Source organism: Burkholderia sp. MSMB1835 (assembly GCF_001526365.1).
Classification (GTDB): Bacteria; Pseudomonadota; Gammaproteobacteria; order Burkholderiales; family Burkholderiaceae; genus Burkholderia.
Window position 1 is genome coordinate 60,612 of the sequence record NZ_LOYP01000019.1, and the last position, 22,851, is coordinate 83,462.

At 68.0% G+C, this 22,851-nt stretch carries 22 protein-coding genes; 8 read left to right on the forward strand and 14 right to left on the reverse strand.

What is annotated here, in order from left to right; translation table 11 throughout:
• Nucleotides 1-109: 109 nt before the first annotated feature.
• Nucleotides 110-1,546 (reverse strand): aldehyde dehydrogenase family protein, encoded by a 1,437-nt coding sequence (locus WS96_RS09675; protein WP_059832227.1) that lies wholly within the window; start codon nt 1,544-1,546, stop codon nt 110-112.
• 267 nt (nt 1,547-1,813) lie between these two features.
• Here WS96_RS09675 and WS96_RS09680 point away from each other — a divergent pair, with 267 nt between their 5' ends.
• Nucleotides 1,814-2,179, forward strand: a complete 366-nt coding sequence (locus WS96_RS09680) for a hypothetical protein (protein ID WP_027784520.1) — start codon at nt 1,814-1,816, stop codon at nt 2,177-2,179.
• A gap of 151 nt (nt 2,180-2,330) precedes the next feature.
• Here the strand turns inward: WS96_RS09680 and WS96_RS09685 are convergent, their stop codons facing one another.
• Nucleotides 2,331-2,813 carry a DUF2501 domain-containing protein gene (locus WS96_RS09685; RefSeq protein ID WP_059832228.1) on the reverse strand — a complete coding sequence of 161 codons (483 nt, stop codon included), beginning with the start codon at nt 2,811-2,813 and terminating at the stop codon, nt 2,331-2,333.
• A gap of 408 nt (nt 2,814-3,221) precedes the next feature.
• Between WS96_RS09685 and WS96_RS09690 the strand changes: the two genes are divergently transcribed.
• Nucleotides 3,222-3,800, forward strand: coding sequence for a polysaccharide deacetylase family protein (locus tag WS96_RS09690; RefSeq protein WP_059826746.1), 579 nt, complete (start codon nt 3,222-3,224; stop codon nt 3,798-3,800).
• 12 nt (nt 3,801-3,812) lie between these two features.
• Here the strand turns inward: WS96_RS09690 and WS96_RS09695 are convergent, their stop codons facing one another.
• Complete coding sequence (locus tag WS96_RS09695; protein ID WP_059832230.1) at nt 3,813-4,778, reverse strand: phosphotransferase; 966 nt, start codon at nt 4,776-4,778, stop codon at nt 3,813-3,815.
• A gap of 25 nt (nt 4,779-4,803) precedes the next feature.
• Between WS96_RS09695 and WS96_RS09700 the strand changes: the two genes are divergently transcribed.
• Nucleotides 4,804-5,493, forward strand: a complete 690-nt coding sequence (locus tag WS96_RS09700; RefSeq protein WP_059832231.1) for a cephalosporin hydroxylase family protein — start codon at nt 4,804-4,806, stop codon at nt 5,491-5,493.
• Here the strand turns inward: WS96_RS09700 and WS96_RS09705 are convergent.
• From WS96_RS09705 to WS96_RS09730, 6 genes are all read right to left on the reverse strand, one after another.
• Entirely contained in the window at nt 5,450-6,658 is a 1,209-nt protein-coding gene (locus WS96_RS09705; protein WP_059832234.1) for a glycosyltransferase, read from the reverse strand. The two genes, WS96_RS09700 and WS96_RS09705, sit on opposite strands and share 44 nt — an antisense overlap.
• A 7-nt stretch (nt 6,659-6,665) precedes the next feature.
• Nucleotides 6,666-7,733 (reverse strand): asparagine synthase-related protein, encoded by a 1,068-nt coding sequence (locus WS96_RS09710; RefSeq protein ID WP_059832235.1) that lies wholly within the window; start codon nt 7,731-7,733, stop codon nt 6,666-6,668.
• Complete coding sequence (locus tag WS96_RS09715) at nt 7,730-8,608, reverse strand: 4Fe-4S cluster-binding domain-containing protein (protein WP_059832237.1); 879 nt, start codon at nt 8,606-8,608, stop codon at nt 7,730-7,732. Before WS96_RS09715 ends, WS96_RS09710 begins: the two co-directional genes overlap by 4 nt.
• 1 nt (nt 8,609) lies before the next feature.
• Entirely contained in the window at nt 8,610-9,608 is a 999-nt protein-coding gene (locus tag WS96_RS09720; RefSeq protein ID WP_059832238.1) for a phosphotransferase enzyme family protein, read from the reverse strand.
• Nucleotides 9,609-10,358: an FkbM family methyltransferase gene (locus WS96_RS09725; protein ID WP_059832240.1), complete on the reverse strand. Its 750-nt coding sequence runs from the start codon at nt 10,356-10,358 to the stop codon at nt 9,609-9,611. It lies immediately after the preceding gene.
• A 234-nt stretch (nt 10,359-10,592) separates the two neighbouring features.
• The gene (locus tag WS96_RS09730; protein WP_059832242.1) at nt 10,593-12,185 is read right to left on the reverse strand and encodes an ABC-F family ATPase; all 1,593 of its coding nucleotides are present in this window, start codon (nt 12,183-12,185) and stop codon (nt 10,593-10,595) included.
• A 168-nt stretch (nt 12,186-12,353) separates the two neighbouring features.
• Between WS96_RS09730 and WS96_RS09735 the strand changes: the two genes are divergently transcribed.
• Nucleotides 12,354-12,806 carry a lipocalin-like domain-containing protein gene (locus WS96_RS09735; RefSeq protein WP_059832243.1) on the forward strand — a complete coding sequence of 151 codons (453 nt, stop codon included), beginning with the start codon at nt 12,354-12,356 and terminating at the stop codon, nt 12,804-12,806.
• A 6-nt stretch (nt 12,807-12,812) separates the two neighbouring features.
• Here the strand turns inward: WS96_RS09735 and WS96_RS09740 are convergent, their stop codons facing one another.
• Nucleotides 12,813-15,116, reverse strand: a complete 2,304-nt coding sequence (locus tag WS96_RS09740) for an AsmA family protein (RefSeq protein ID WP_059832245.1) — start codon at nt 15,114-15,116, stop codon at nt 12,813-12,815.
• 152 nt (nt 15,117-15,268) lie between these two features.
• On the opposite strand from WS96_RS09740, the gene WS96_RS09745 reads away from it, so the two are divergent.
• Entirely contained in the window at nt 15,269-15,970 is a 702-nt protein-coding gene (locus WS96_RS09745; RefSeq protein ID WP_059832247.1) for an ABC transporter ATP-binding protein, read from the forward strand.
• A complete protein-coding gene (locus WS96_RS09750) occupies nt 15,967-16,770 on the forward strand; it encodes an ABC transporter permease (RefSeq protein WP_027784553.1) in 804 nt (267 codons plus the stop codon). The genes WS96_RS09745 and WS96_RS09750 overlap by 4 nt, the downstream gene beginning before the upstream one ends.
• A gap of 265 nt (nt 16,771-17,035) precedes the next feature.
• Here the strand turns inward: WS96_RS09750 and WS96_RS09755 are convergent, their stop codons facing one another.
• A complete protein-coding gene (locus WS96_RS09755; RefSeq protein WP_059499079.1) occupies nt 17,036-17,587 on the reverse strand; it encodes a DUF6013 family protein in 552 nt (183 codons plus the stop codon).
• Between the two features lie 159 nt (nt 17,588-17,746).
• Nucleotides 17,747-18,763, reverse strand: a complete 1,017-nt coding sequence (locus WS96_RS09760) for a zinc-binding alcohol dehydrogenase family protein (RefSeq protein WP_059832249.1) — start codon at nt 18,761-18,763, stop codon at nt 17,747-17,749.
• 124 nt (nt 18,764-18,887) lie between these two features.
• Between WS96_RS09760 and WS96_RS09765 the strand changes: the two genes are divergently transcribed.
• Together WS96_RS09765 and serB are read left to right on the forward strand one after the other, a co-directional pair.
• A complete protein-coding gene (locus WS96_RS09765; RefSeq protein WP_059832250.1) occupies nt 18,888-19,826 on the forward strand; it encodes a LysR family transcriptional regulator in 939 nt (312 codons plus the stop codon).
• Between the two features lie 169 nt (nt 19,827-19,995).
• Nucleotides 19,996-20,841 carry a phosphoserine phosphatase SerB gene (serB, locus tag WS96_RS09770; RefSeq protein ID WP_059498826.1) on the forward strand — a complete coding sequence of 282 codons (846 nt, stop codon included), beginning with the start codon at nt 19,996-19,998 and terminating at the stop codon, nt 20,839-20,841.
• 90 nt (nt 20,842-20,931) lie between these two features.
• Here serB and WS96_RS09775 read toward each other — a convergent pair whose 3' ends face one another.
• Nucleotides 20,932-22,113, reverse strand: coding sequence for a cystathionine beta-lyase (locus tag WS96_RS09775; RefSeq protein ID WP_059832251.1), 1,182 nt, complete (start codon nt 22,111-22,113; stop codon nt 20,932-20,934).
• 113 nt (nt 22,114-22,226) lie between these two features.
• Nucleotides 22,227-22,769, reverse strand: a complete 543-nt coding sequence (locus WS96_RS09780; protein ID WP_059785950.1) for a hypothetical protein — start codon at nt 22,767-22,769, stop codon at nt 22,227-22,229.
• Between the last annotated feature and the right edge of the window lie 82 nt (nt 22,770-22,851).

The window sequence follows — 22,851 nt, forward strand, 5'->3', positions numbered from 1 at the left end:
GAACGTCGGAATCGCGATGATCGACGATCCGCCGCCGCGCACCTTGACGGCCGTCAATAAAAAAACGACACGCGAACGTGTCGTTTCCGGTTCGGGCCGCGAGCGGCGCTCAGGCCGGCTTCGCCGGCTTCAGCTGCATCGACTTGTATTCGAGATACTCTTCGAGCCCGTACACGCCGTTCTCGCGGCCGTGCCCCGACTGCTTGAAGCCGCCGAACGGCGCGGCGCCGTTCCACGTACCGCCGTTGATGTCCACCTGCCCCGTGCGGATGCGGCGCGCGACGCGCATCGCGCGTTCGTCGCTGCCGGCCCACACCGCGCCGCCGAGCCCGTACGGCGAATCGTTCGCGATCCGCACGGCCTCGTCTTCATCGCGATACGTGATGATCGACAGCACCGGCCCGAAGATCTCTTCCTGCGCGATCGTCGATTTCGGATCGACGCGGCCGAACACGGTCGGCTTCACGAAGAAGCCCTTCGCGAGCCCTTCCGGCAAACCGGCGCCGCCCGTCACGAGTTCCGCGCCTTCGTCGATCCCGCGCTGGATGTACGCCTGCACGCGCTGCTGCTGCGCGGCCGACGCCAGCGCGCCGAGGCGCGTCGTCTCCTGCCGCGGGTCGCCCGCGACGTACGTTTCGGCCGCGGCCTTCGCGATCTCGCGCGCTTCGTCGTAGCGGGCTTCCGGCACCAGCATCCGCGTATGCGCGGAGCAGGTCTGGCCGGCGTTCAGGTAGCACGCGTTGACCGTGCCCTTCACCGCCGTCGCGAAATCGGCATCGTCGAGGATCACCGACGCCGACTTGCCGCCCAGCTCCAGCGCGACGCGCTTGACACCCGCGGCCGCCAGCTCGGCCACGCGCTTGCCCGCACGCGTCGAGCCGGTGAACGACACCATGTCGACGTCCGGATCGGTGGCCAGCACCTCGCCGACGACCGGGCCGTACCCGCACACCAGGTTGAACACGCCGGCCGGCAGCCCGGCCGCGTGGATCGCTTCGGCGAGCATGAACGCGTTGAGCGGCGCGACTTCGGACGGCTTCAGCACGACCGTGCAGCCGGCCGCGAGCGCCGGCGCGACCTTCAGCGTGATCTGGTTGAGCGGGTAGTTCCACGGCGTGATCGCCGCGACGACGCCGACCGGCTCGCGCACCACCAGCGAGTTGCCGACCTGCGCCTCGAATTCGAACGATTCGGCGAGCTTCGCGTACGCCTTCCAGTTGTAGATCGGGCCGCCGACCTGGATCGCGCGCGACAGCTTGATCGGCATGCCGACTTCGCCGGTGATCGACTGCGCGAGTTCCTCGCTGCGCGCCTGCAGATGCTCGACGATCTTGCGCAGATAACCCGCGCGCGTCGCGGCCGGCGTGGCCGCCCATGCGTCGAAGGCCGCGCGCGCCGCGCGGATCGCGTCCTGCGCGTCGGACGCGACGCCCTCGGGAATCCGGCCGATCACGGCTTCGGTGCCCGAATCGATCACGTCGATCGTGCCGGTGCCGGCCGGTTTGCGCCATGCGCCGTCGATGTAGAACTGGTCGTAGATTTTCATCGTGTTCCGCCTCCAGGGAAGCCGACATTCTAGCGAGCGTTCCGGTGGCTGGTGTGACGAATGACAGCCATTCGAAAGGACCGGGCGCCGTCGCGTCGGTACGCCGCCGCCCGCCGCGCGTGGCCGGCCACGCATTCGTCGGGCCGCCGCCACGCCGGCATCCGCCAGGATGCGCGGCCGGGCCTGCATCGTGCTATGTTTTTATTATCGGCATCGGCCCGTTGCGGCCGGCGCCGCCCGGAATCGACGCACTTCGTGAGCGCTGCCATGTCCGACGCATCCCATACCCTCGGCTCGCAAGACCGCCTGGAGCTGCTTTGCTGGCTCACCTGCGGCAACCTCGGCGCGTTTTACCTCAACGAATCATGGCCGGACGCCGCGTTCCAGGTCCAGGCCGCGCACCGCTGGCTCGACCGCCATCACCGCCAGGCCGACTGGCTCGCGGTCGCCCGGCTCGCGGCGCTCGCGCAGGACATCGCGAAGCGGCATGCGGGGTTCGTCGACGCATCGTGGGCGCGCGACGCGGTCGAGGAAATCGTCGATACCGACGATCTCGACTATCGGGCCAAACTCGTGCAATGGGTGTACGAGGACTGCTGCAAGGCGCTCGCGGACAAGCGGCTGGCCGATTGAGCCGCACGGGGGCCGCCCGTGCGACGAGGCGCGGCATCGCCGCCCGCGACGCGCTTTTCGCCGCGACGAACGTAGCGGCCGGAATGATCGACGGGGGACGGTGCATGCGCACCGCCCCCGGTATCGGCACGCGCGATGCGTGCCGATACGTTTACAGCAGCGACTTGGCCTGCGTCAGCACCTTGTCGCAAACCCGCTTCGCCACCTGCTGCTTCAGGCCATCGCCGCTCAGATCGAGCTTGCTGCCGTTGCCTGCGTCGAGGATCCCGCTCGCGCCGCTCGTATAGTCGCTGTCGGACGACGCGTTGCCGCCGAGCTTGCCCATCAGCGCGTCCTTCACCGACGCCGCGCCGCCGCCGGTTGCGCCGCCGAGATAGTTGTTCTGGATGCAGAACTGCAGCAGGCCCGCGACGTTGCCGGTGCTGCCCGGCATCAGCGACGTACCGCCGCCGCCCGTCAGCGCGCCGCCCAGTCCGCCGAGGTTGCCCAGCGCCCCGCCCGCGCTGCCGCCCGAATCGCCGCCACCGCCGACCTGCTTCAGGACATCGCCCAGTTGCGCATGCGCGACCGAAAACGGCGCGAGCAATCCGATCAGCGCGCCGGCAACGGTCGCGCGGTAAAGACGTGCATTCATGTGAAGCCTCCCGGTTGTGACTGCGTGAGTACCGCGATTCGCATCCAAGGATACTCAATCGACCGCGACATGACAGCCTCCGGCGCCGCATGAAACGTCAGGCATCGTGATATCGCGGCGATTTGACAATGCTTGACGCGAGATTGCGCGCGGCCTCGCCGGCTCGATACGCGTGCGACCGCCATTCCGTCTCGCCGGCCCGCGCGAAGCGTCATAGAATCGTCGTCGCCGGCCGTTCGGCCGTCGCGACCCGACATCGATCTCGGACAGGAAGGATCACTCGCGTGGCGTTTGCCCATCGACTTCTGCTGATCGCCGACGCATCGACCGCGCTGACGGCCGGCGCGCGTCCGGTCGGCACGTGCCCGCCGGCCATTGACCCAGTTCAGTGAGCGGCCCCGCCAACCCATGACCTCCATTCACCTCAGTTTCGACGACGGCCCCGGCCCCTCCACGCCCGCGCTGCTCGACGTGCTACGCGACGCATCATGCGCGGCGACCTTCTTCGTGCTCGGCAAGCACCTGGCGGGCGCGCTCGACGTCGCGACGAGAATCGCGCGCGAAGGCCATCGGCTCGGCAATCACACCCATTCGCATGCGCGGCCGGGAGCGCTCGCGGACGCTGCACTGATCGACGAAATCCACACGACCGACATGCTGATTCGCGACGTCTACCGCCGCGCCGGCCTCGCCGCGCCGGACGCGATCCCGCTGCGTCTTCCGTACGGATTGCTGCCGCAGGACGATCGCGCCGCCGTGCTCGCGCGCCTGCAACGCGAACACACCGGCTGGACCGCGATACTGGACGACTGGCAGCGGCCGGCGCCATCGCCGCAGGCGCTGTTCGACGCGATGTGCGCGCACGTCGACGCCTGCGCAGCCCAGCATCGCGACGTACTGTTCTGCCTGCACGACGGATCGCGGCACGGCGACGCGCGGCCCAACACGGTCGAAGCCGTACGGCTGTTCCTGAACCGGCAGCGCTGAGGCGACGGCCGGCTAATCCGCGGGCCGTGCCCCGTCGAGCAACTGACGCCAGCCGCCGAGGAATCCGATGCCCGGCCCCGGCCTCCACAGGCCGCGCTGCGCGGCTTCGAGATGGATCAGCGTCTGGTCCGCGCAGAACAGCGCCATCAACGGCTCGCGGTTGTCGCGCAGCCATTCGGGCGCCGCGTCGGCCCGCGTCGCCGCATAAACCTGCAGGCAGGCCGCCCATCGCGCACGGTCGAACACGAAGCAGTCGTCGCGGTCCGCATCGCGCGACAGCGCGAACGACGCAAAGGCCGCCTCGAGCCATTGCGCCCCCTGCCCCACATCGTCGAAATCCAGCACGCCGTTCACCGCGTTGCCGACATACAGCAGGTTGCCTGCGTGATAGTCGCCGTGCAGCCAATGCACCTGCCCCGTGAGCCACGACGACGCTGCGTCGAGATGCGCGCCGATCCGCCGGATCACCGTGTCGTAAGCGTCGCTCAGGTCGCCCGGCAGCGACGGCATCGCGCGCGCCGCCACACGCGCATGACGTGCGCGCAACCACGCCAGCGGCGCCGCTTCGCTGGCGGGTATCGCGGCCAGTGCCGTATGCAGACGCGCGAGCGTGCGCATCGCATCGGTCGCCCCCGCGTGCGGGTCGTCCGGCAAGCCGGGACGGCCGTCGATATGCTCGAACAGATGCAGCCAGCTTCCGTCGGGCATCTGCACGCCGGTTTGCGCATCGACCGTCGGCCGCAGCCGAGGCAGCGCGGGCAGCTTCGACGCCATGCGCGCATCGCCGAGACGGCCGAGTATCGACGCCTCGCGCCGCATCTGCCCGAGCGGCTTGCCGGCCCACGACACGCGCAGCACCGTGCGCCCCGTATCGCACTCGACGAGATACGTTTTGTTAGTATGGCCCGACGCCAGCGCCCGCAGGCGCGCCGGCCCGATGTTCCAGTACCGCTTTAGCCACGATTCCAGCGTTTTCACGTTACTCTCACTCGTTGCATCGACCATGTCAGAGCGTCCTTCGGCCCGCATGCGGGACATCAACGTCGAATGGCTGACGCGCGCCGCCGAATTCGGCCATCTGTTCCAGACCCGCTGGCTCGGCGAGCGCTTCTTCCATCTGCCCGGCGACATGCTCGCGCTGCAGGAACTGATCTGGCGCGAGCGCCCCGACTGCATCGTCCAGACCGGCATCGCCGCGGGCGGCGGCGTGGTGTTCACCGCGTCGATGCTCGAACTGGCGGGCAACCCGGGCCGCGTCGTCGCGATCGAGCCGCGCCTGCGCGACGAGGTCAGGCAGCGCCTGCACGCGCACCGGCTCGCCCACCGCATGGTGCTGATCGAAGGCGAATCGTGCGCGGCCGACACGCTCGCCTCGGTACGCGCGCAGATCGGCGACGGCGCGCGCGTGATGGCGATCCTCGATCTCACGCATACGCACGCGCACGTGCTGCGCGAACTCGAATGCTATGCGCCGTTCGTGACGCCCGGCAGCTACGCGATCGTGATGGACACCATCATGGAATACCTGCCCGAGTCGATGTTCGACGGCAAGCCGTACGGCCGAGGCAACAACCCGGCCACGGCCGCACGCGAATTTCTGGCCCGCGACGACCGGTTCGACGTCGATCACGACATCGAGGACCGCGTACTCATGACGCTGTCGCCAGGCGGCTTCCTGAAGCGAGTGCGCTGATCAGGCGGGCGGCCTGCGCGGAGCCGTCGCGCGCGGCATAGCTGTCGCGGATCCGTGCCGCCTGCTCGCGCAACGATCCCGGGCGCAACAGTCGTTCGAGCGCGCCGGCGATTTCCGCGACGCCGGCCTGCTGCAGATCGAGCACGCAGCCCGCGCCGGCCCGCTCGACGAAATGCGCCGAATGGAACTGGTCGTTGCAGAACGGCGACAGCAGCATCGGCACGCCGCACGCGAGCGACTCCATCACCGAATTCGCGCCGCCGTGGCTGACGAACGCATGCGTGCGCCGCAGCAGCGCCAGTTGCGGCGCGTAACGTACGGCGATCACGCGTTCGTCGCCGGCCGGCAGCAGATCCGAATCGACCAGCTCGCCGACCGACAGCACCAGTTGCGCGGACGTCGCGCGCGTCGCCTCGATCACCTTCGCGAACAGCGCCGGATGGTAGTAAAGCTGGCTGCCGAGCGACATATAGACGAGCGGGCGATCCGCATCGACGCGTTCCCACGGGAACGCCGTCTCGTCGCCGCGCGGGCCCGACGGCATCGCGGGGCCGACCAGTTCGACGCCGGGCGGCGGCGCGCCGACCAGCGCGTCGGTCGTGAACGCGAGCGTCAGGTGCGGCGACAGCACGTCGCAACCGCGAAAGCGCGCGTCGAGGCCGTAGCGGGCGAACAGCCGCGTGCGTTCCGGTTCCAGCCATCGCACCGTGCGCAGCAGTTCCGAATCCAGATCGTCCGGCAGCACCGGATTCAGCGAATTGGACATCGAGACCCACGGCAGCCCTTCCAGTTCGGCGGCAATCGCCGCGGCATAGAGCAGCGGATCGATCACGACCACGTCGGGCTGCCATTCGCGCAGCACCGCGCGGATGCCGTCCACCTGCGCGGGCGCGAGGTCGATCAGCAGTGTGCGGATCCAGTGCCGCAGCCAGTCCGCGTCGCGAATGTTCGCGGCGAAGCTCGCGCCACGCGACAGGTCGTGGCGCTCGGGCGTCTCGCGCGGCCCGACGAACGCGAAGTCGCCGGCGCTATCGAGCTGCTCGCTGATGTCGGCCGGCGCATAGAACGCGACGTCGCAACCGGCGGCGCGCAGATGCTGGGCCGGGCCGATGCAGGGATTGACGTGGCCCTTCTCGGGCACGACGCAGAACAGGATGCGTTTCATGAGCGGCTCAGGTCGGGCGATGCGCGGCATCGGGATGAAGGCGATCGAGATGATCGAGAATCAGTGTCAGCGTCGTCCACAACACGCGCTCGGTATCCGTCTGCAACGCGGGCGCGGGCAAGCCGAGCGTGTCGGCCAGCGCATGCGTGCGGCCGCGATCGAGCAGCGTCGCGAGATCCATCGCCGGCGCGAGCCGCCCGCGCTTGGGGCCATGCACGAGACGGTCCGGCAGGTTCAGGCGCGCACCGAGATCGCGCAGGCACTGCTTGTTCGGGTCGGGCGCGACGCTCGTCAGATGCGCGACGACGTCGGGGTCGACGAACGGCGGATGCAGGTCGACCGACGCGGCGTCGAACAACGCATGGCACAGCGGCAGATAGTTGGCCGACCGGTCGCGGCGCAATACCTGATCCGCGCCGTCGCCGGTAATCGCCACCTCGACGCCGTCCGCCGCCATCGCATCGGCCAGCAGCAGCTTCGCGACCGGATGCAGGTTGAACATCGGCTCCTCGACCGCATGGGTCGTTCTCGGCAGCGCCGCGACGAAATCGGCCTCGTTCGCGCGTACGATCTTCACGTTCGCCTGCATCCGCGCGGCGAGTTCGAGCGCCGCATCGCGTTCGCAGTAATCGGGCATGTCGGTCGCGAGGATGTAGGCCGTCACATGCCCCAACGCGCCGAGCTCGCGCAGCAACGCGAGCAGCAGCGCCGAATCGAGCCCGCCGCTCAGCGCCAGTGCGACGCGCTTGCCGCTGTCGAGCGCGCGCTGCAGCGACGCGCGCAGCACGGTGTCGAGATCGGCATGCTGCGGCCGCTCGGGCGCCGGCTGCACCGCCAGCCCTTGCGGCGACCGGATCAGTGCATGGCCGGGCGGCACCGCGAGCACGTCGCGCAGCACGGTCCGGCCGACGAGGCGCTCGCCGCTCAGATAGCCCGCGATGGCGGCCGCATCCGGCGCGCCGGCCGGTTGCCCCGACGCCCGCAATACGGCGCGGATGCCGGACGCCGACACGCCGCTGCGCGGATGGTAGTGCAGACGATCGAAACCGAACGGGTCGCGCGTGCCGACGATCATGGATAACGAGCCTTCAAGGTGTCCACTTCAATGCGTTTGAGGATGCGATGCGGCGCCACCGGGGCGCTGCCGCCCTGACAATGCAGGCAGGCTTCGAGCGGCGTCTCGCGTTGCAGATAGGCCAGCATCGCGTCGAGCATGCCCGCATCGTCGCGCAACGGCAGGCCGTCGGCCTGGAAATCCTTCTCGCCCTTGTACAGCGTATGGAAATGCGCGGGACGCGTGCACGTGTAGAACATGCCGTCGCGAATCATATGGCAGCGCTCGCGGATCCAGCAATCGTGATAAAGACGCCGGGCTTCGTCGCGGTCCGTACCGGGCTGGGCGCGGTTCATCGTCGTGAACACGTCCTGCACCTTCCAGTTCAGGCGCACGTCGAAGCGCGCGGCCTGGTGCTCGACGTGCGCGATCAGATCGGCGGAGAGCGCCGGCTTCGGATAGCGCGAGATCGTCAGCGCATCCACCGCTTGCCAGAACGCGTCGGGCATCTCGCCGAGCTTCAGGCCGTTCGTCGTGACCGAGATCACGGGCGCGATGCCCGTGCCGCGCACGCGTTCGACGAGTTCGACGAGCGCCGGATGCAGCAACGGTTCGCCGCCGACCAGCTTGAACATCCGCGGGCGCAACACCTTCGCGGCCTTGCGCAGATCGGCTTCGATCGATTCGGGGCGTGCATACCATTCGGGCAAAAGCGGCGACAGCGAACAGCATTCCGCACAGGTCAGGTTGCAGTGATCGACGATATGCGCTTCCAGCGAGCGCGTCTGGACGCGCCCGTCCTCGACGCGGTAATCGCGATCCAGCGGCGGCGGAAACACGTGCTGTCGCTCGCCGGCGCGCGGCGGATTCGGGACCGTGTTCGGATTCGTAATCACATCAGCTTCCTGCTTCCACGCATCGAAAAAAGAAATCGACCAGATGGTCACGCGCGTCCACCATCGCCGACGCCATCGTCACCGCGCCGTTCAGGTGCGACGCGAAGCGCGACGGATCGTCGAGCCAGCCTTGCACGATCCACAGCTTGAGCGCGTGCTGCAAGCATGCGGCATCGACCGCCCATTCGAGGTTGGCCGGGTTCACCGGCCGCACGCGCCGATAGGCACGCACGAACGCTGCCGCGAGGTGCGGCGCTTCCAGCGGCAAGTGATTCAGGCATCGCACCAGCTCGTATTCGCGAGGCGCGCCGATCGACGCCTCCCAGTCGAGGATCAGCGGCGGCAGCGTGCCCGTGAACAGATAGTTGAACTGGTTGTAGTCGTTGTGGATCGGGTGCTGCGGATCGTCGGCCGGAAACGCATCGATGCTGCCCGGATAGTAGCGATCGAGCATGCGCAGCGCGAGATCGACATAGCGGCGCAGGTTCGCGGCGGCGGCGGCGCTCGCATTCACTCGATCGAGTGCATCCAGCAGACTGCGGCGCACCGTGTCCGCATCGATCGAGGTCAGCCGCGCGCGGATCGTATCGCGCGACGGCAGACGCAGTGATTCGAGGCTCAGGTGCAACGCGGCCAGACTCGCGCCGAGCGCCTCCCATTCGGTTGGCGAGAACGTATCGTAGGTTTTGAATTGCCCGGCTTCCCAGCGCGTCAGCATCGCGTGCGAATGCTGCCCCGACCACAGCGACGCGCCGGACGTCGTACGCTCGAGCGTCTGCACATGGAAACGCGTATCGCCATGCGTTTCCAGATGCGCGAGGACGGCGGTCTCCTTGATCGCTCGCGCATGGTGCTCAAGCGCATGGAGCTTGACCGCCACGGCCGCGCCGCCGTCGGTCGGCAGACGCCACACCCGCTCGCTGACCTGCGTCGGCTCCCCGCCGCGACCGAGCCCATAGGCATCGCGAATCTCGTCGAAGGTGACGGCGAGCAAATCCATTCAGATGTGCTCGGCCGGCCCGTGCCGATACGGATGGCCGGTCAGGAACGTGTTGTGTCCGACGTAGCGCAGCTTGTACATCGCCGGCCGGAACAGCACCGACGGATCGTTGTTCTCGATGCCGAGCAGCGGGTACAGATCGTGCCGCACGAAGAACGCGTTGTTGCCCATGTCGTCGCAGCAGACGAGTTCATAGCCCTTCTGCCTGCCGAGACGAACGAGCGATTCGAGGCTCGCGCCGTAATAGGTCGAGCCGTCCCATTCGTGGTCGGGATTGAAGCACATGACCCAGCGCTCGGGCGGCGTGTAGTACGGGTTGTATTCGATCACGACGATGCGCGGCCGGAACGACTGCAGGCCGCGCCACACCCAGTAATCGTTGCCGTCGATGTCGATCGACAGCAGGTCGAAGTCGGTCGGTACGTTCGCGTCGGCGAGCAGTCGGTCAACCGTGTCGGGCTGCACGCGATCGTGATGCAGGCGCACGCGCTCCACGCCCGCGTAGTGCGCGGCAAGCTTGCCGAACCGGTATGCGCTGCCTTCCACGAGTACGCCGGACCAATCCTGCTCGCGCAGCAGGCGCGCGGTATTGCTGTTGCGCAGGCCGTCGCTCGCGCCGATATCGACGCAGAAGCGGTGGGTCGGCGCGATCCGCTCCATCAGACGCGACAGGATGCCCTCCTCGGTGCCCTGCGCGTAGAGGCTGGGCGCAAGGCCGGACAGGTCGAGCGCGAGAGGATGGTCCTGCATCGAGAGCGGCTCCGGGGCGAAATGGGGAATGATGGGCGGTGTTGGGTGGTTAATTTACCCGAAGTCGATCAAGCAAAGGAAACTGGAATGCGCGGCGTGGCAGGTTTTGCCGCAGCGGAGATGAAAAAGCCCGCATCGACATTGCTGTCGATGCGGGCCTGTCGCGCTTCGGGCGATTCGCCGGGTGCGGCGACTCCTAACCTGGACCCACGACCGGACGAAACCTCAGGACACTTACTCCTGCCCCTGACTCGTCAGGAACTCCTCGTAATTCCCGCCGAAGTCGTTCAGCGTGCCGTCCGTACGCACTTCGATGATCCGGTTCGCCAGCCCGCTCACGAATTCGCGGTCGTGCGACACGAAGATCAGCGTGCCTTCGAACTGCTCGAGCGCGATCTGCAGCGACTCGATCGATTCCATGTCCATGTGGTTGGTCGGCTCGTCCATCAGCAGCACGTTGTGGCGGCCGAGCATCAACTTGCCCCAGATCATGCGGCCCTTCTCGCCGCCCGACAGCACCTTCACCGACTTCTTGATGTCGTCCGACGAGAACAGCAGACGGCCCAGCGTGCCGCGCACCATCGTTTCGTCGTCGCCGTCCTTGCGGTACTGGTCGATCCAGTCCATCAGCGTGATGTCGTCCGGGAATTCCTCGTACGTGTCCTGCGGCATGTAGCCGACGTTCGCGTTCTCCGACCACTTCACCGTGCCGTGATCGAGCGGCAGCGCGCCGAGCAGCGAGCGCAGCAGCGTCGTCTTGCCCGCGCCGTTCTCGCCGATGATCGCGATGCGCTCGCCCGGCTGCACCGACAGGTTGAAGTTCTGGAAGATCGTGCGCTCGTACTTCTTCGTGATCTCTTCGGCGACCACCGCGACGTTGTGCAGCTTCTTCTCGAACTCGAAGCGGATGAACGGGTTCTGCCGCGACGACGGCTTGAATTCCTCGATCTTGATCTTGTCGATCTGCTTCGCGCGGCTGGTGGCCTGGCGCGCCTTCGACTTGTTCGCCGAGAAGCGGCGCACGAAATCCTGCAGTTCGGCCACGCGCTCCTTCGCACGTGCGTTCGCCGCGGCCTGACGCTCGCGCGCCTGCGCCGATGCGAGCATGTAGTCGTCGTAGTTGCCCGGCCAGACCTTCAGCGTGCCGTAGTCCATGTCGGCCATGTGCGTGCACACCGAGTTCAGGAAGTGACGATCGTGCGAGATGATGATCATCGTCGAGTTGTACTCGTTGAGCGTGTGCTCGAGCCAACGGATCGAGTTGATGTCGAGGTTGTTGGTCGGTTCGTCGAGCAGCAGCACGTCCGGCTTCGAGAACAGCGCCTGCGCGAGCAGCACGCGCAGCTTCCAGCCCGGCGCGACGTCGGCCATCGTGCCGTTGTGGAACTTCTCCTCGATGCCGATGCCGAGCAGCAGCGCGCCCGCGCGCGCCTCGGCGTCGTAGCCGCCGTATTCGGCGAACTTGCCCTCGAGCTCGGCCGCGTGCATGTAGTCGTCGTCGGTGGCTTCCGGGTTCGCGTAGATCGCGTCGCGCTCGGTCATCGCGGCCCACATTTCGGTGTGGCCCATCATCACGACGTCGAGCACGCGCACGTCTTCATACGCGAACTGGTCCTGGCGCAGCTTGCCCAGGCGGACATTCGGCTCCAGCGCGACGTTGCCGGCGCTCGGCTCGAGATCGCCGCCGAGGATCTTCATGAAGGTCGACTTGCCACAGCCGTTTGCGCCGATCAGACCGTAGCGGTTGCCCTCGCCGAATTTGACCGAGATATTCTCGAACAAGGGCTTCGGCCCGAATTGCATCGTGATGTTGGCAGTAGAAAGCACGGCAGGTCCCGTAAGAGAGAAATCGACGGAAAACCGTGTATTTTAGCAGGTGTCGGCGAAACTGCCGACCGCACCGCCCGGCAGCCCGTTCCAGGCCCTCCGCCTCGCCGCCCGGCGGCCCATCGACACGACGGCACGCGCCCTACCGCCGTCTCACCGGAAGCCCGCATGCTCGCCAGCCAGCTTCGCGAACGTCTCGTCGGCGCATGGCGCCTCGTGTCCTACGAAATCCGCCCGTGCGACGGCAGCCCGTCCGCCTATCCGCTCGGCCGCGACGTACGCGGCTGGATCCTCTATACGCCGGACGGCTACATGTCGGCCCAGCTCATGGCCGCCGGCCGGCCGCGCTACACCAACGGCGATCTTCAGGGCGGCACCGACGACGAATGCGCGGCCGCCGCGCGCGGCTATATCGCCTACTCCGGCCCCTTTCAGGTCGCCGACGACGGCACGCTGACCCACGCGATGGACGTCAGCCTGTTCCCGAACTGGATCGGCGACGTCCAGCAGCGGGCCGTCATGCTCGACGGCGATCGTCTGCAGCTCGGCACCGTCGCGCCGGTGCGGATCGACGGCCGCGAGGTCGACGCCGTGCTGCAGTGGGCGCGCGCGGGCCGCTGACGCGCATCATTTGCCGGCCTTGCTGGCCGCCTTCTGCGCCGCCTGCGCCTTCATCTGCCCGAACAGTTCCGAGCATGGCACGTCGCGGTTGTTGCTCGGCGCGATCAGCGGGATCAGCGCCGCGAACGGGTTGATCAGCCCGAGCCCGATCATCGCGCCGGCGCGCAGTGCGAGCGCGCCCGCATCGACGCCGACCTTCGGGTTCTTGAACGTGCCCTTCGCATACAACGGCGAGCGCAGCGAGAAGATCCGGAAGCCCTTCGTATGCGGATGGATCTTCAGGTCGAGCGATTCGTCGCGCAGGCTGATCGGGCCGTCGACGTTGATCAGCGCATCGTCGGTATCGAGCGCGAAGACCTTCGGGTCGAGCATGCCGTCGGTCGCCACGAAATCGATCGCCGCGCAATTGATGTTGACGTCGCGGTTGCCGAACAGCTTCTCGTAGACGACGTTCGCGACGTTCAAACCCGCCGCCTCCATCAGCAAGCGGCTGATGCGGCCGTTGGTGATCAGCGCCTTCACTTCGCCGGTCGACGTCGCCGCGAGCGCGGCCGGCGAATTGCCGGTTGCCGACAGCGACGCGTCGCCGTTGATTTCGCCGAGTGCCGTCTGCATGACCTTCTGCGTCGGGAACAGCTGCTTGAGCTTCAGATGCCGTGCGACCAGCTTGAAGCGGCCCTTGAGCGGCGTGCGACTGCCGTCGAGATGCGCGTTCGTCTCGAGTGTGCCGCCCGCGACACCGAACTGCAGCGGCTCGAACGACAGCACGCCGTCCTGCATCAGAATGTGTGTGTACAGGTTGGTGATCGGCAACTGCGGGCTCTTGATCAGCTTGCGGCCGGTAAATTTCACGTCCGCGTCGATCGCGCTCCAGCGTTCGGTGCGGAACGTCTCCACCGGCAGCACGCGATCGGGCGGCTGGCGCGTCGTGTCGCCGCGCTTGGCCTTGCTCGCGGCCGTATCCGCGCCGATCACCGGCGCGAGATCGGAGAACTGCAGCAGGTTCGACACGAGTTCGCCCGACAGCTTCGGCCGCGGCGCGCGCTGCGCCCAGACGAGCGTGCCGCCGAGGTCGCTGCCGCCGACGCGGCCGTTGAAGTTCTCGTAGCGGAAGGTGCTCGCATGCGGCTTGAAGTTGCCGATCAAGCGCCCTTCGGTCGCATAAGGCGGCGTATCGGGCAGCGTGATGCCGGTGAGCTGATAAAGGTGCGACATCGACGTGCCCTGCAGCCACAGCCGCAGGTCGAGCGCCGCGAGATGCATCGGATCGGTCAGCGTGCCGACGATCGCGAGCCGCGTATCGCCGGCCTTCACGTCGGCCTGCAGCGGGAACGGCCGCGACGCATCCTGGATCGCGAGCACGCCGCCGACCTTGCCGGTCCCGCTGATCGGCACGTTCTTGTAACGGCCGTCGACCTTCAGCCCGAAGGCATAGGTCGGGCCGGACGGCTTCGGGGGCGCCGCCGCCCCGCTGGCGCCGGACGCGGCAGCGGCAGGGGCCGCCGACGCGGAAGGCGTGGCAGGCGCGGACGCAGCGGGCAACCCCGACGAACCGGAAGCGGCCGACGCTACGACACTCGCGGCCGACGCGCCCGAGGCCGCGGCCGCGCTCGCCCCCGACGCGGCTTGCGCATCGGCCTTCGCGCCCAGTTGCGCGGCGCCATGCTTGCCCACGCGCTGCGCCGACGCCGCACGCGACGTCTGCTCCTGTTCCTTCAGCACGTCGCCGAGGGGGATCGGCTGGCCGAGCGTATCGATCGCGACGGTCAGATCGGCCTTCGTGATCGCGTCGCGATACGTGACGGTGCCCTTCGCGAACCCGAAGCTGTCGAGCCGCACCTTCCACCGCGAAGGCTGCGACGATTGCTTGAACTGGAAGGTCCACGTATTGCTGCCGTCCGCGCGCCGCTCGAGATCGACGGCGGGATTCACGACGTCGATCGACGGGATGACGATTTCATGCGCAAGCAGCGGCAGGATCGCGAGATCGAAGTGCGCGGCATCGAGCGTGACGAACTTGGGCGCCTTCGCCCAGTCGGGATTGCCGATCTCGAGTTGCGTGGCGGAGAAGCTCGGCCAGGGCACCCATGCGCGCCAGCCGGTTTCGCCATCGGGGCGACGCCAGCCGACCTTGAGGTCGCCGTTGATCGCGAACGGGCGGCCGAGTGCGGCGCTCACCTGTTCGTTGACCCACGGTTTCGCGCGGTTCCAGTCGAACGTGAAAAGAAAGACGCCGGCCGCCGCGATGAGCACCGCGACGATACCGACGACCCATGCAGCCGATTTGCCGATGGCTCGGGTTAGCGTCATGGCGGTTCCGTTGTTGTTCTGAAGTGTTGCCGCACCATGCCGGTCCGCCTGCGTGGACGAACGGCGCACGACAACTGCGGCTTTTCGATCGGTATTATGACGCACGACATGACGGCCTTTCGGCGCCATTAACGCTTTTTTTCATTTGTGACATGACCTCCCCCACCGGCCTCATCGACGCGCAGCACATCACACGGCGCGACGCCGGCAGCGGCAAGACGCTGCTGGCCCCGACCGATTTCAGCCTCGCCGCGGGATCGCGAATTGCTGTCACCGGCCCCTCCGGGTCGGGCAAGAGCGTGCTGCTGCGCGCCCTCGCGCTACTCGATCCGCTCGACGGCGGCCGCCTCCTGTGGCGCGGCAGCCGGATCCGGCGCAGCGCGATTCCGCGCTACCGGCGCAGTGTCGCCTATGTCCGCCAGCGCCCCGCGCAAATGGACGGCACCGTCGAATCGCAGTTGCGCTATCCGTATTCGCTCGCGATCTATCGCGACGTCGCGTTCGATCGGGCACGCGCCGAAACGCTTGCCGCACAGGCCGGCCGCGGCGCCGACTTTCTCGACAAGCGCGCGAGCGACCTGTCCGGCGGCGAGGCGCAGATCGCCGCGCTGCTGCGCGTGCTGCAGCTCGATCCCGACGTGCTGCTGCTCGACGAGCCCACCTCCGCGCTCGATCCCGAATCGGCACGCGCGATCGAAGCGCTCGTCGGCGCATGGTTCGACGCCGCGCCCGACGTGCGCGCATACATGTGGATCTCGCACGATCCGGCCCAGGCCGCGCGGATCGGCACGACACGGCTCGTGATGCAGGCCGGCGTATTGCACGCGGCCAACCCGACGGAGGTTGCGCGATGAGCCCCGCCCTGCAGGACCTGAGTCTGGTCGACGTCGGCATCGCCGCCGCGCTCGTCGCCGTCAACGGCGCGATCTCGGCGGCGCTGTCGCTCGGCCTCGGCCGCAAGCTCGCGCTCGCGGCGGTGCGCACCGTCGTGCAGTTGCTCGCGATCGGCTACGTGCTCGGCTGGGTGTTCGGCCATCCGCACTGGTACGTCGTGCTGCCGCTCACCGCGCTGATGACGCTGATCGCCGGTTTCGCCGGCGCGGGGCGCGGCAAGCGCACGTACCGCGGCCAACGCATCGACAGCATCGCGTCGATCTGGTTCAGCAGCTGGTTCGTCGCGGCGGTCGGCCTGTTCGTCGTGATCCGCATCCATCCGTGGTTTGCGCCGCAATACGCGATCCCGATCCTCGGGATGATTCTCGGCAATACGCTGACGGGCGTCTCGCTCGGCGTCGAGCGGATGATGGAGGAACTCACCGCGCGCCGCGATCGCGTCGAAACCGCGCTCGCGCTGGGTGCGACGCGCTGGGAAGCCGCGCAGGACGCCGCGCGCCAGGCCGTGCGCGCGGGCATGCTGCCGACGCTGAACCAGATGGCGGTGGTCGGCGTCGTGAGCCTGCCGGGGATGATGACGGGCCAGGTGCTGGCCGGCCAGTCGCCGCTGCAGGCCGTGCGCTACCAGATCGTGATCATGTTCCTGATCGCCGCCGCGTCCGCGCTCGGCACCGTCGGCGCGGTGCTGATGACCTATCGCCGGCTGTTCTCGGCCGATCACCGCTTTCTCGCGTCGCGGCTCGAAGAGCGCACGCACTGACGCGCGGCGGTAGCCTGCGCATGCGAAGTTTCACCGGAATGTCATGACCGGACGGACAGGATGCGCGCGAGCATGACGTGACATCCGCATCACGTCACACGTCGCCGTTGCACGGTCGCGGCGCCGCGCCGCGCCGCGAAGCCGGCAGCGGATGCATCGCGACGGCGGCACGGCCGACCTGCTCGCGTGCTGGCTTGCTCGTTCCGCCCGTCGAACCGGTTGCGCGCGCACCGGACCGGACGAAACGCCGGCTCGCGCGCGCCGCTCAATGCTTGATCGACACCGTCACCTTGGTGCCGTCGCTCATCGTCACGGACTTCGATCCGCCGTTGGTCGGAATCGACACCCACTTCACCTGGCTTACCGACGCGACGTCCGGACACTGCAGCGACTTGCCGCCGGCCGTCACGCTGCGCGTGCCCTTCGGCGCGGCCGCCTGGAAGCTCAACTGCACGTTGGCGACGCCCTTTGCGTCGACCGACGGCGCGAGCCGCACCTGGGTCTGCCGCACCATCGCGCCGTTCGCGTCGCGCGGCAGGTTGTCGGCGTTCGGGCAGCCGTCCGGCATCGCCACGGCACCGCTCGGCGGCACCGACTTCCAGTTGAAATCGTCCGTCTCGCCCGAGCGGATCTTGCGGGTCTCCTGCGTATTGCCGAAGGTCTTCGAGTCGACCTTGACGGTGTATTCGAGCTGTCCCGTACCGCCGCCCTTCAGGCTGCCCTTGACCGGCGGCGCCGCGAATACGCTCGCGCTGACGCACGCCGCCGCGAACACGACCGACCACGATGCGGCGACCGACAAGCTGCGTTGGCTCATGCTGACCTCCTTGTAATGCGGCGGCACGCGCGTGCCGCGCGGTTTTCGATGCATGATGCGCTGCCAGTCTACCGCCAAGCGGGATGCAATGCGCCGCAAACGCATCGGGTGTTACCCCGCTTGCGTTCGCGGCGCCGCAACCTTACGCGTACCGCCGGCTCAGAACCCGCTCAACACGAGCTTGCCGATCGCGCGCCCGCCCTCGAGCATCCGGTGCGCGCGCCGCACGTTCTCGGCATTGATCGTGCCGAGCTGTTCGCCGAGCGTCGTGCGCAGCGTGCCGCCGTCGACGAGCCGCGCCACCTCGCTCAGGATCTTGTGCTGCTCGATCATGTCCGGCGTCTCGAACATCGCACGCGTGAACATGAATTCCCAGTGAAACGCGGCGCTCTTCGCCTTCAGCAATTCGACCGGCACCGGCTTCGCGTTCTCGACGATCGTGCAAATGCCGCCCTGCGGCCGGATGACTTCCGCGGCGGCCGGGAAATGATGGTCGGTGTCGTTGAAGATCAGCACGTAGTCGACGCTCGGATGGCCGATCTCGCGCAATTGCGCCGGCAGATCGCCGAAATGGTCGACCACTGCATCCGCGCCCAGCGCGCGAACCCAGTCGGCCGACGCCGGCCGCGACGCGGTCGCGATCACGTGCAGCTTGCCGAGCGTCTTCGCGAGCTGGATTGCAATCGAGCCCACGCCGCCCGCGCCGCCGATGATCAGCACCGACTTGCCCGCGTCCGCGCCCTGCGGCGACACGCGCAACCGGTCGAACAGCGCTTCCCACGCGGTCAGCGCGGTCAGCGGCAGCGCGGCCGCCGCCGCGAAGTCGAGCGTGCGCGGCTTCAGCGCGGCGATCCGCTCGTCGACCGCGTGAAATTCGCTGTTCGCGCCGGGCCGCGTGATGCTGCCCGCGTAGAACACTTCGTCGCCGGGCCGGAACAGCGTGACGTCGGCGCCGACCGCGACGACCGTGCCGGCCGCATCCCAGCCGAGCACGCGCGGCGTCTCCTCGACCTGCGGCTTCGGCGCACGCACCTTGGTGTCGACCGGGTTCACGGAAATCGCCTCGACCTTCACGAGCACATCCCGCGGGCCCGGCACGGGTTGCGGCAGTTCGACGTCGAGCAACGCTTGCGGGTCGTCGATCGGCAGATAACGGGTCAATCCAACGGCTTTCATCTCGATGCTCCTTTCAGGGAATCCGGCAGGCTGCGGCGCAACCTCCATGCGTGCCATCGTAGGCACCCCGATCATTCGAGAAAAGCGCTATATTTCCTGAAACATTTTCAGGAATTCCAGAATAATGACGCCCGCTCCCGTTTCGGCGCCCGACAAGCCGCTCGACCTGCTCGACGTCGCGCTGTTCGTGCGCGCGGCACTGCTCGCGAACGTCACCGCGGCCGGGCGCGAGTTCGGCGTATCGGCCGCGGTCGCGAGCGCCCGCATCGCGCAGCTCGAACGCCAGCTAGGCGCGCGGCTGCTGCACCGCACCACGCGCCGCATCAGCCTCACGCAGGACGGCGAAGTCTTCATGGCGCACGCCGACGCGCTGCTCGCGGCCGCCGACGCCGCGCGCGCGTCCGTCGGCCGCGGCCGCAGCGAGCCGTACGGGCGGCTGAAGGTGTCGATGTCGTCGTCGTTCGGCCGCCAGCACGTCGCGCCGGTGATTCCGGCGTTCCTGCGCCGCTATCCGTCCGTGTCGCTCGATCTGCGGCTGTCCGACGAGATCGTCGATCTGGTCGACGACGGCTACGACGTCGCGATCCGCCTCGGCGCGCTGAAGGATTCGACGCTCGTCGCCCGCAAGCTCGCCGTCAACCGCCGCGTGCTGTGCTGCTCGCCCGCCTATCTCGCCGAACACGGCACGCCGCGCCATCCGGCCGATCTGACGCAGCACGAATGCGTGATCCTCGGCGACCAGCGCGACTGGTCGTTCGCGACGCCGCAAGGCCCGCTCACGGTGCGGGTCGGCGGCCGGCTCGTCGCGAGCAACGGCGAGGCGATCCGCGAAGCGCTCGTCGACGGCTTCGGCATCGCGATCAAGTCGACCTGGGACGTCGGCCCGCTGCTCGCGAGCGGCGCGCTCGTCACCGTGCTCGACGACTATCCGTTCGCGGAGGACGTCGCGATCTGGGCCGTCTATCCGAGCCGCGCGCACGTGCCGCTGAAAACCCTCGCGTTCATCGCGTTCCTGGCCGAGCATTTCGGCGATCCGCCGTACTGGGATCGCGCAAACGGATGACCGCCACCGCACCGCGCGCGGTTTCGCTCCGGCGCCGGCCGCCATGCACGGCCAACCGGCTACAATGGCGCGTTCGCGACGCAATGGCCCGCAGCCGCACGAGGCCCGCGTCCGCAGGCGGTCGGCCATGAGCCGCGCACGTCATTCATTCGTCTTCCAACCACTCGTCATGACCCACAATCTCGTCATCCAGAGCCTTGCGCCGCTGTCGGACGCCCATCACAAACCGCTGCTCGCGCTCTCGCGCGGCACCCGCATCGTGCAGACCGACGATCACGCGTTGCGCGTCGAAAACGCGAGCCCGGCGCAGCGCCTCGACATCGACGCGTACTGCGGCACGCACGCGCTCGACTTCGGGTTCGTCGAGGCCGGCCTCACGCTCGGCGACTTCGGGCTCGCGGTGATGGACATGGATTCGACGCTGATCACGATCGAATGCATCGACGAGATCGCCGATTTCTGCGGACTGAAGACGCAGGTCGCGGAGATCACCGAAGCGTCGATGCGCGGCGAGATCCGCGATTTCAACGAAAGCCTCACGCGTCGCGTCGCGCTGCTGGCCGGGCTCGACGCGCACGCACTCGAGCGCGTGTACGAAGAACGGCTGCAACTGTCGCCGGGCGCCGAGACGATGCTGGCCGGCGTGAAGGCCGCCGGCATGAAGACGCTGCTCGTGTCGGGCGGCTTCACATTCTTCACCGAGCGGCTGAAGGCGCGCCTCGGCATCGACTACGCGCATGCGAACACGCTCGAGATCGTCGACGGCAAGCTCACCGGCAAGGTGCTCGGCGAGATCGTCAACGCCGACGTGAAGGCGCGCCTGCTGCGCGAGACGTGCGCGTCGCTCGGCCTCGAGCCGCGCCGCGCGATCGCGATGGGCGACGGCTCGAACGATCTGAAGATGATGGCCGAAGCCGGGCTGTCGGTCGCGTTCCACGCGAAGCCCGTCGTGCGCGATGCGGCGACGGTCGCGTTCGACCATGTCGGCCTCGATGGGCTGCTGCGACTGTTCTGATCCGGCCGCACCGTCAATGAAAAACGCCGGCGCGACAGGGCATCGCGCCGGCGTTTCGTTTTCGTGCCGGACGTTGCTGCCGGCCGGCGATCAGCCGAGCGCGGCCTGCATCGCGCGCTCGATGTCCGCGCGCAAATCGGCTTCGTCTTCCAGACCGACGTAGAAACGCACCAGCGTGCCGCGATGCGGCCAGTCCGGACGCATCGACGCGACGTCGTAAGGCATCGCGAGGCTGCACGCGCCGCCCCAGCTCCAGCCGATCGCGAACAGCTCGAGCGACTCGACGAAACGGTCGACCTGCTCCGCGCTGTAGCGTGCGTCGAACACCACCGAGAACAGCCCGCCCGCGCCGGTGAAATCGCGCATGAACGACGCGTGCCCCGGGCAGTCGGCGATCTGCGGATGCAGCACCGCCGCAATCTCCGGCCGCGCCTTCAGCCATTGCGCGAGCGCGAGCGCGCTCTTGCCGTGCGCGTCGAAGCGCAGCTGCATGCTCGGCAGGCTGCGCAGCACGAGCGAGCAATCGTCGACCGACACGCCGATCCCGCAGCGCATCCGTGCGAGCTTCAGCTTCGCGTGCAGTTCCGCGTTCGCGGTGATCGTCGCGCCCATCAGCACGTCGCTGCCGCCCGACTGGTACTTGGTCAGCGCCTGCACCGAGATGTCGACGCCGTGCTCGAACGGCTTGAACGCGAGGCCCGCCGAAAAGGTGTTGTCGATCGCGGTGACGACGCCGCGCGCCTTCGCGGCCGCCGTGATCGCCTGCACGTCGGGCACTTCCATCGTCACCGAGCCGGGCGCCTCGATCCAGATCAGCCGCGTGTTCGGCTGGATCAGCTCGGCGATGCCGGCGCCGATCAACGGATCGTAAAAACGCGCGGTGATGCCGAAATCGTTCGCCAGCCACTTGCCGAAATCGGCGTTCGGGCCGTACACGTTGTGCGGAATCAGCACGTCGTCGCCCGCTTTCACGATCCCGAAGTAGACGTTCATGATCGCCGCGAGGCCCGACGGCTGCAGCAGCGCGTGCGTGCCGCCCTCGATCTCGGCGAGCCGCTGCGCGAGCGCGAGCGACGTCGGCGTCGCGTGCAGCCCGTAGCGCCACTGGTTGTCGTCGTGCCAGACCAGCGCGCGCATCGTCGCGAGATCGGGGAACACGACCGTCGACGCGCGCGCGACCGGCGGCACGAACGAACGAAAGCCTTCCGGAATGGCGTCGTCGGGTTGAACGATGCGGGTTTGCAGCGCGCGCTTGGGAGTGGATGCGGTCATGACTGGAGGCCGGGCACGAGGCCGTTCGGTTGCGGAATATGTCGCTAGAGTAGCCAAAATCGGCGCACTTGGCCCGGTACAGTGCGCGCCGCGCACGCCGAGCCAGCGCCCGTTCAGTCGTCGGTTCGCAGGTTGACGACGCCGCCCACCGTCTCGATTTCGCGCACGCGGCCGTCGCGCACCTGCAGCGCCGCGCGCTTGCCCGGCGCCAAACGCAGCACGACCGGCTGCGGATCCGATTCGTCCGAATTCATCCGGTCGGCCTTCAGGTCGCCCGCCGCGTCGAAACGGCCGATCCACACGCCGGTGATGTTCGTGCCGTCGTTCGACTCCTCGATCTCGAGCGTATCGCCGTCGCGGTCGCCCGCGAGCAGCACGACCTCGCCCGTGTCGGCGAACTGGTATTCGCCGTGCACGCCTTCCTCGTCCGTCTTGGGGCCGAGATGCACGACGATCGGCCGGTCGCCGAGCGTGCCTTCGTAGCGCGGCAGGCGGGCGAACTCGGGATTCGGCTTCAGCGGCCGCGCCGGCGCCGGTTCATCCTGCTGCACGCCGGGTGCAACCGCCTGCGCTTCGACCGCCGCCGGCATCGCGATGCCCGCTGCCAGCGCACCCGCGACGACGAGCGCCCGTTGCCATTCCGAATATCGACCCACCTCGTGTTGCTCCTTGCTTCAGATTCGCCCGTCAATCGCGGACCGTGCCGGATCGAAACCCGGCGCTTGCGTCGCCGCGCCA

Coding starts and splice junctions, on each gene's coding strand:
- WS96_RS09675 (WP_059832227.1), bottom strand. CDS start 1,546: ATGAAAATCTACGACCAGTTCTACATCGACGGCGCATGGCGCAAACCG.
- WS96_RS09680 (WP_027784520.1), top strand. CDS start 1,814: ATGTCCGACGCATCCCATACCCTCGGCTCGCAAGACCGCCTGGAGCTG.
- WS96_RS09685 (WP_059832228.1), bottom strand. CDS start 2,813: ATGAATGCACGTCTTTACCGCGCGACCGTTGCCGGCGCGCTGATCGGA.
- WS96_RS09690 (WP_059826746.1), top strand. CDS start 3,222: ATGACCTCCATTCACCTCAGTTTCGACGACGGCCCCGGCCCCTCCACG.
- WS96_RS09700 (WP_059832231.1), top strand. CDS start 4,804: ATGTCAGAGCGTCCTTCGGCCCGCATGCGGGACATCAACGTCGAATGG.
- WS96_RS09705 (WP_059832234.1), bottom strand. CDS start 6,658: ATGAAACGCATCCTGTTCTGCGTCGTGCCCGAGAAGGGCCACGTCAAT.
- WS96_RS09710 (WP_059832235.1), bottom strand. CDS start 7,733: ATGATCGTCGGCACGCGCGACCCGTTCGGTTTCGATCGTCTGCACTAC.
- WS96_RS09720 (WP_059832238.1), bottom strand. CDS start 9,608: ATGGATTTGCTCGCCGTCACCTTCGACGAGATTCGCGATGCCTATGGG.
- WS96_RS09725 (WP_059832240.1), bottom strand. CDS start 10,358: ATGCAGGACCATCCTCTCGCGCTCGACCTGTCCGGCCTTGCGCCCAGC.
- WS96_RS09735 (WP_059832243.1), top strand. CDS start 12,354: ATGCTCGCCAGCCAGCTTCGCGAACGTCTCGTCGGCGCATGGCGCCTC.
- WS96_RS09740 (WP_059832245.1), bottom strand. CDS start 15,116: ATGACGCTAACCCGAGCCATCGGCAAATCGGCTGCATGGGTCGTCGGT.
- WS96_RS09745 (WP_059832247.1), top strand. CDS start 15,269: ATGACCTCCCCCACCGGCCTCATCGACGCGCAGCACATCACACGGCGC.
- WS96_RS09750 (WP_027784553.1), top strand. CDS start 15,967: ATGAGCCCCGCCCTGCAGGACCTGAGTCTGGTCGACGTCGGCATCGCC.
- WS96_RS09755 (WP_059499079.1), bottom strand. CDS start 17,587: ATGAGCCAACGCAGCTTGTCGGTCGCCGCATCGTGGTCGGTCGTGTTC.
- WS96_RS09760 (WP_059832249.1), bottom strand. CDS start 18,763: ATGAAAGCCGTTGGATTGACCCGTTATCTGCCGATCGACGACCCGCAA.
- WS96_RS09765 (WP_059832250.1), top strand. CDS start 18,888: ATGACGCCCGCTCCCGTTTCGGCGCCCGACAAGCCGCTCGACCTGCTC.
- serB (WP_059498826.1), top strand. CDS start 19,996: ATGACCCACAATCTCGTCATCCAGAGCCTTGCGCCGCTGTCGGACGCC.
- WS96_RS09775 (WP_059832251.1), bottom strand. CDS start 22,113: ATGACCGCATCCACTCCCAAGCGCGCGCTGCAAACCCGCATCGTTCAA.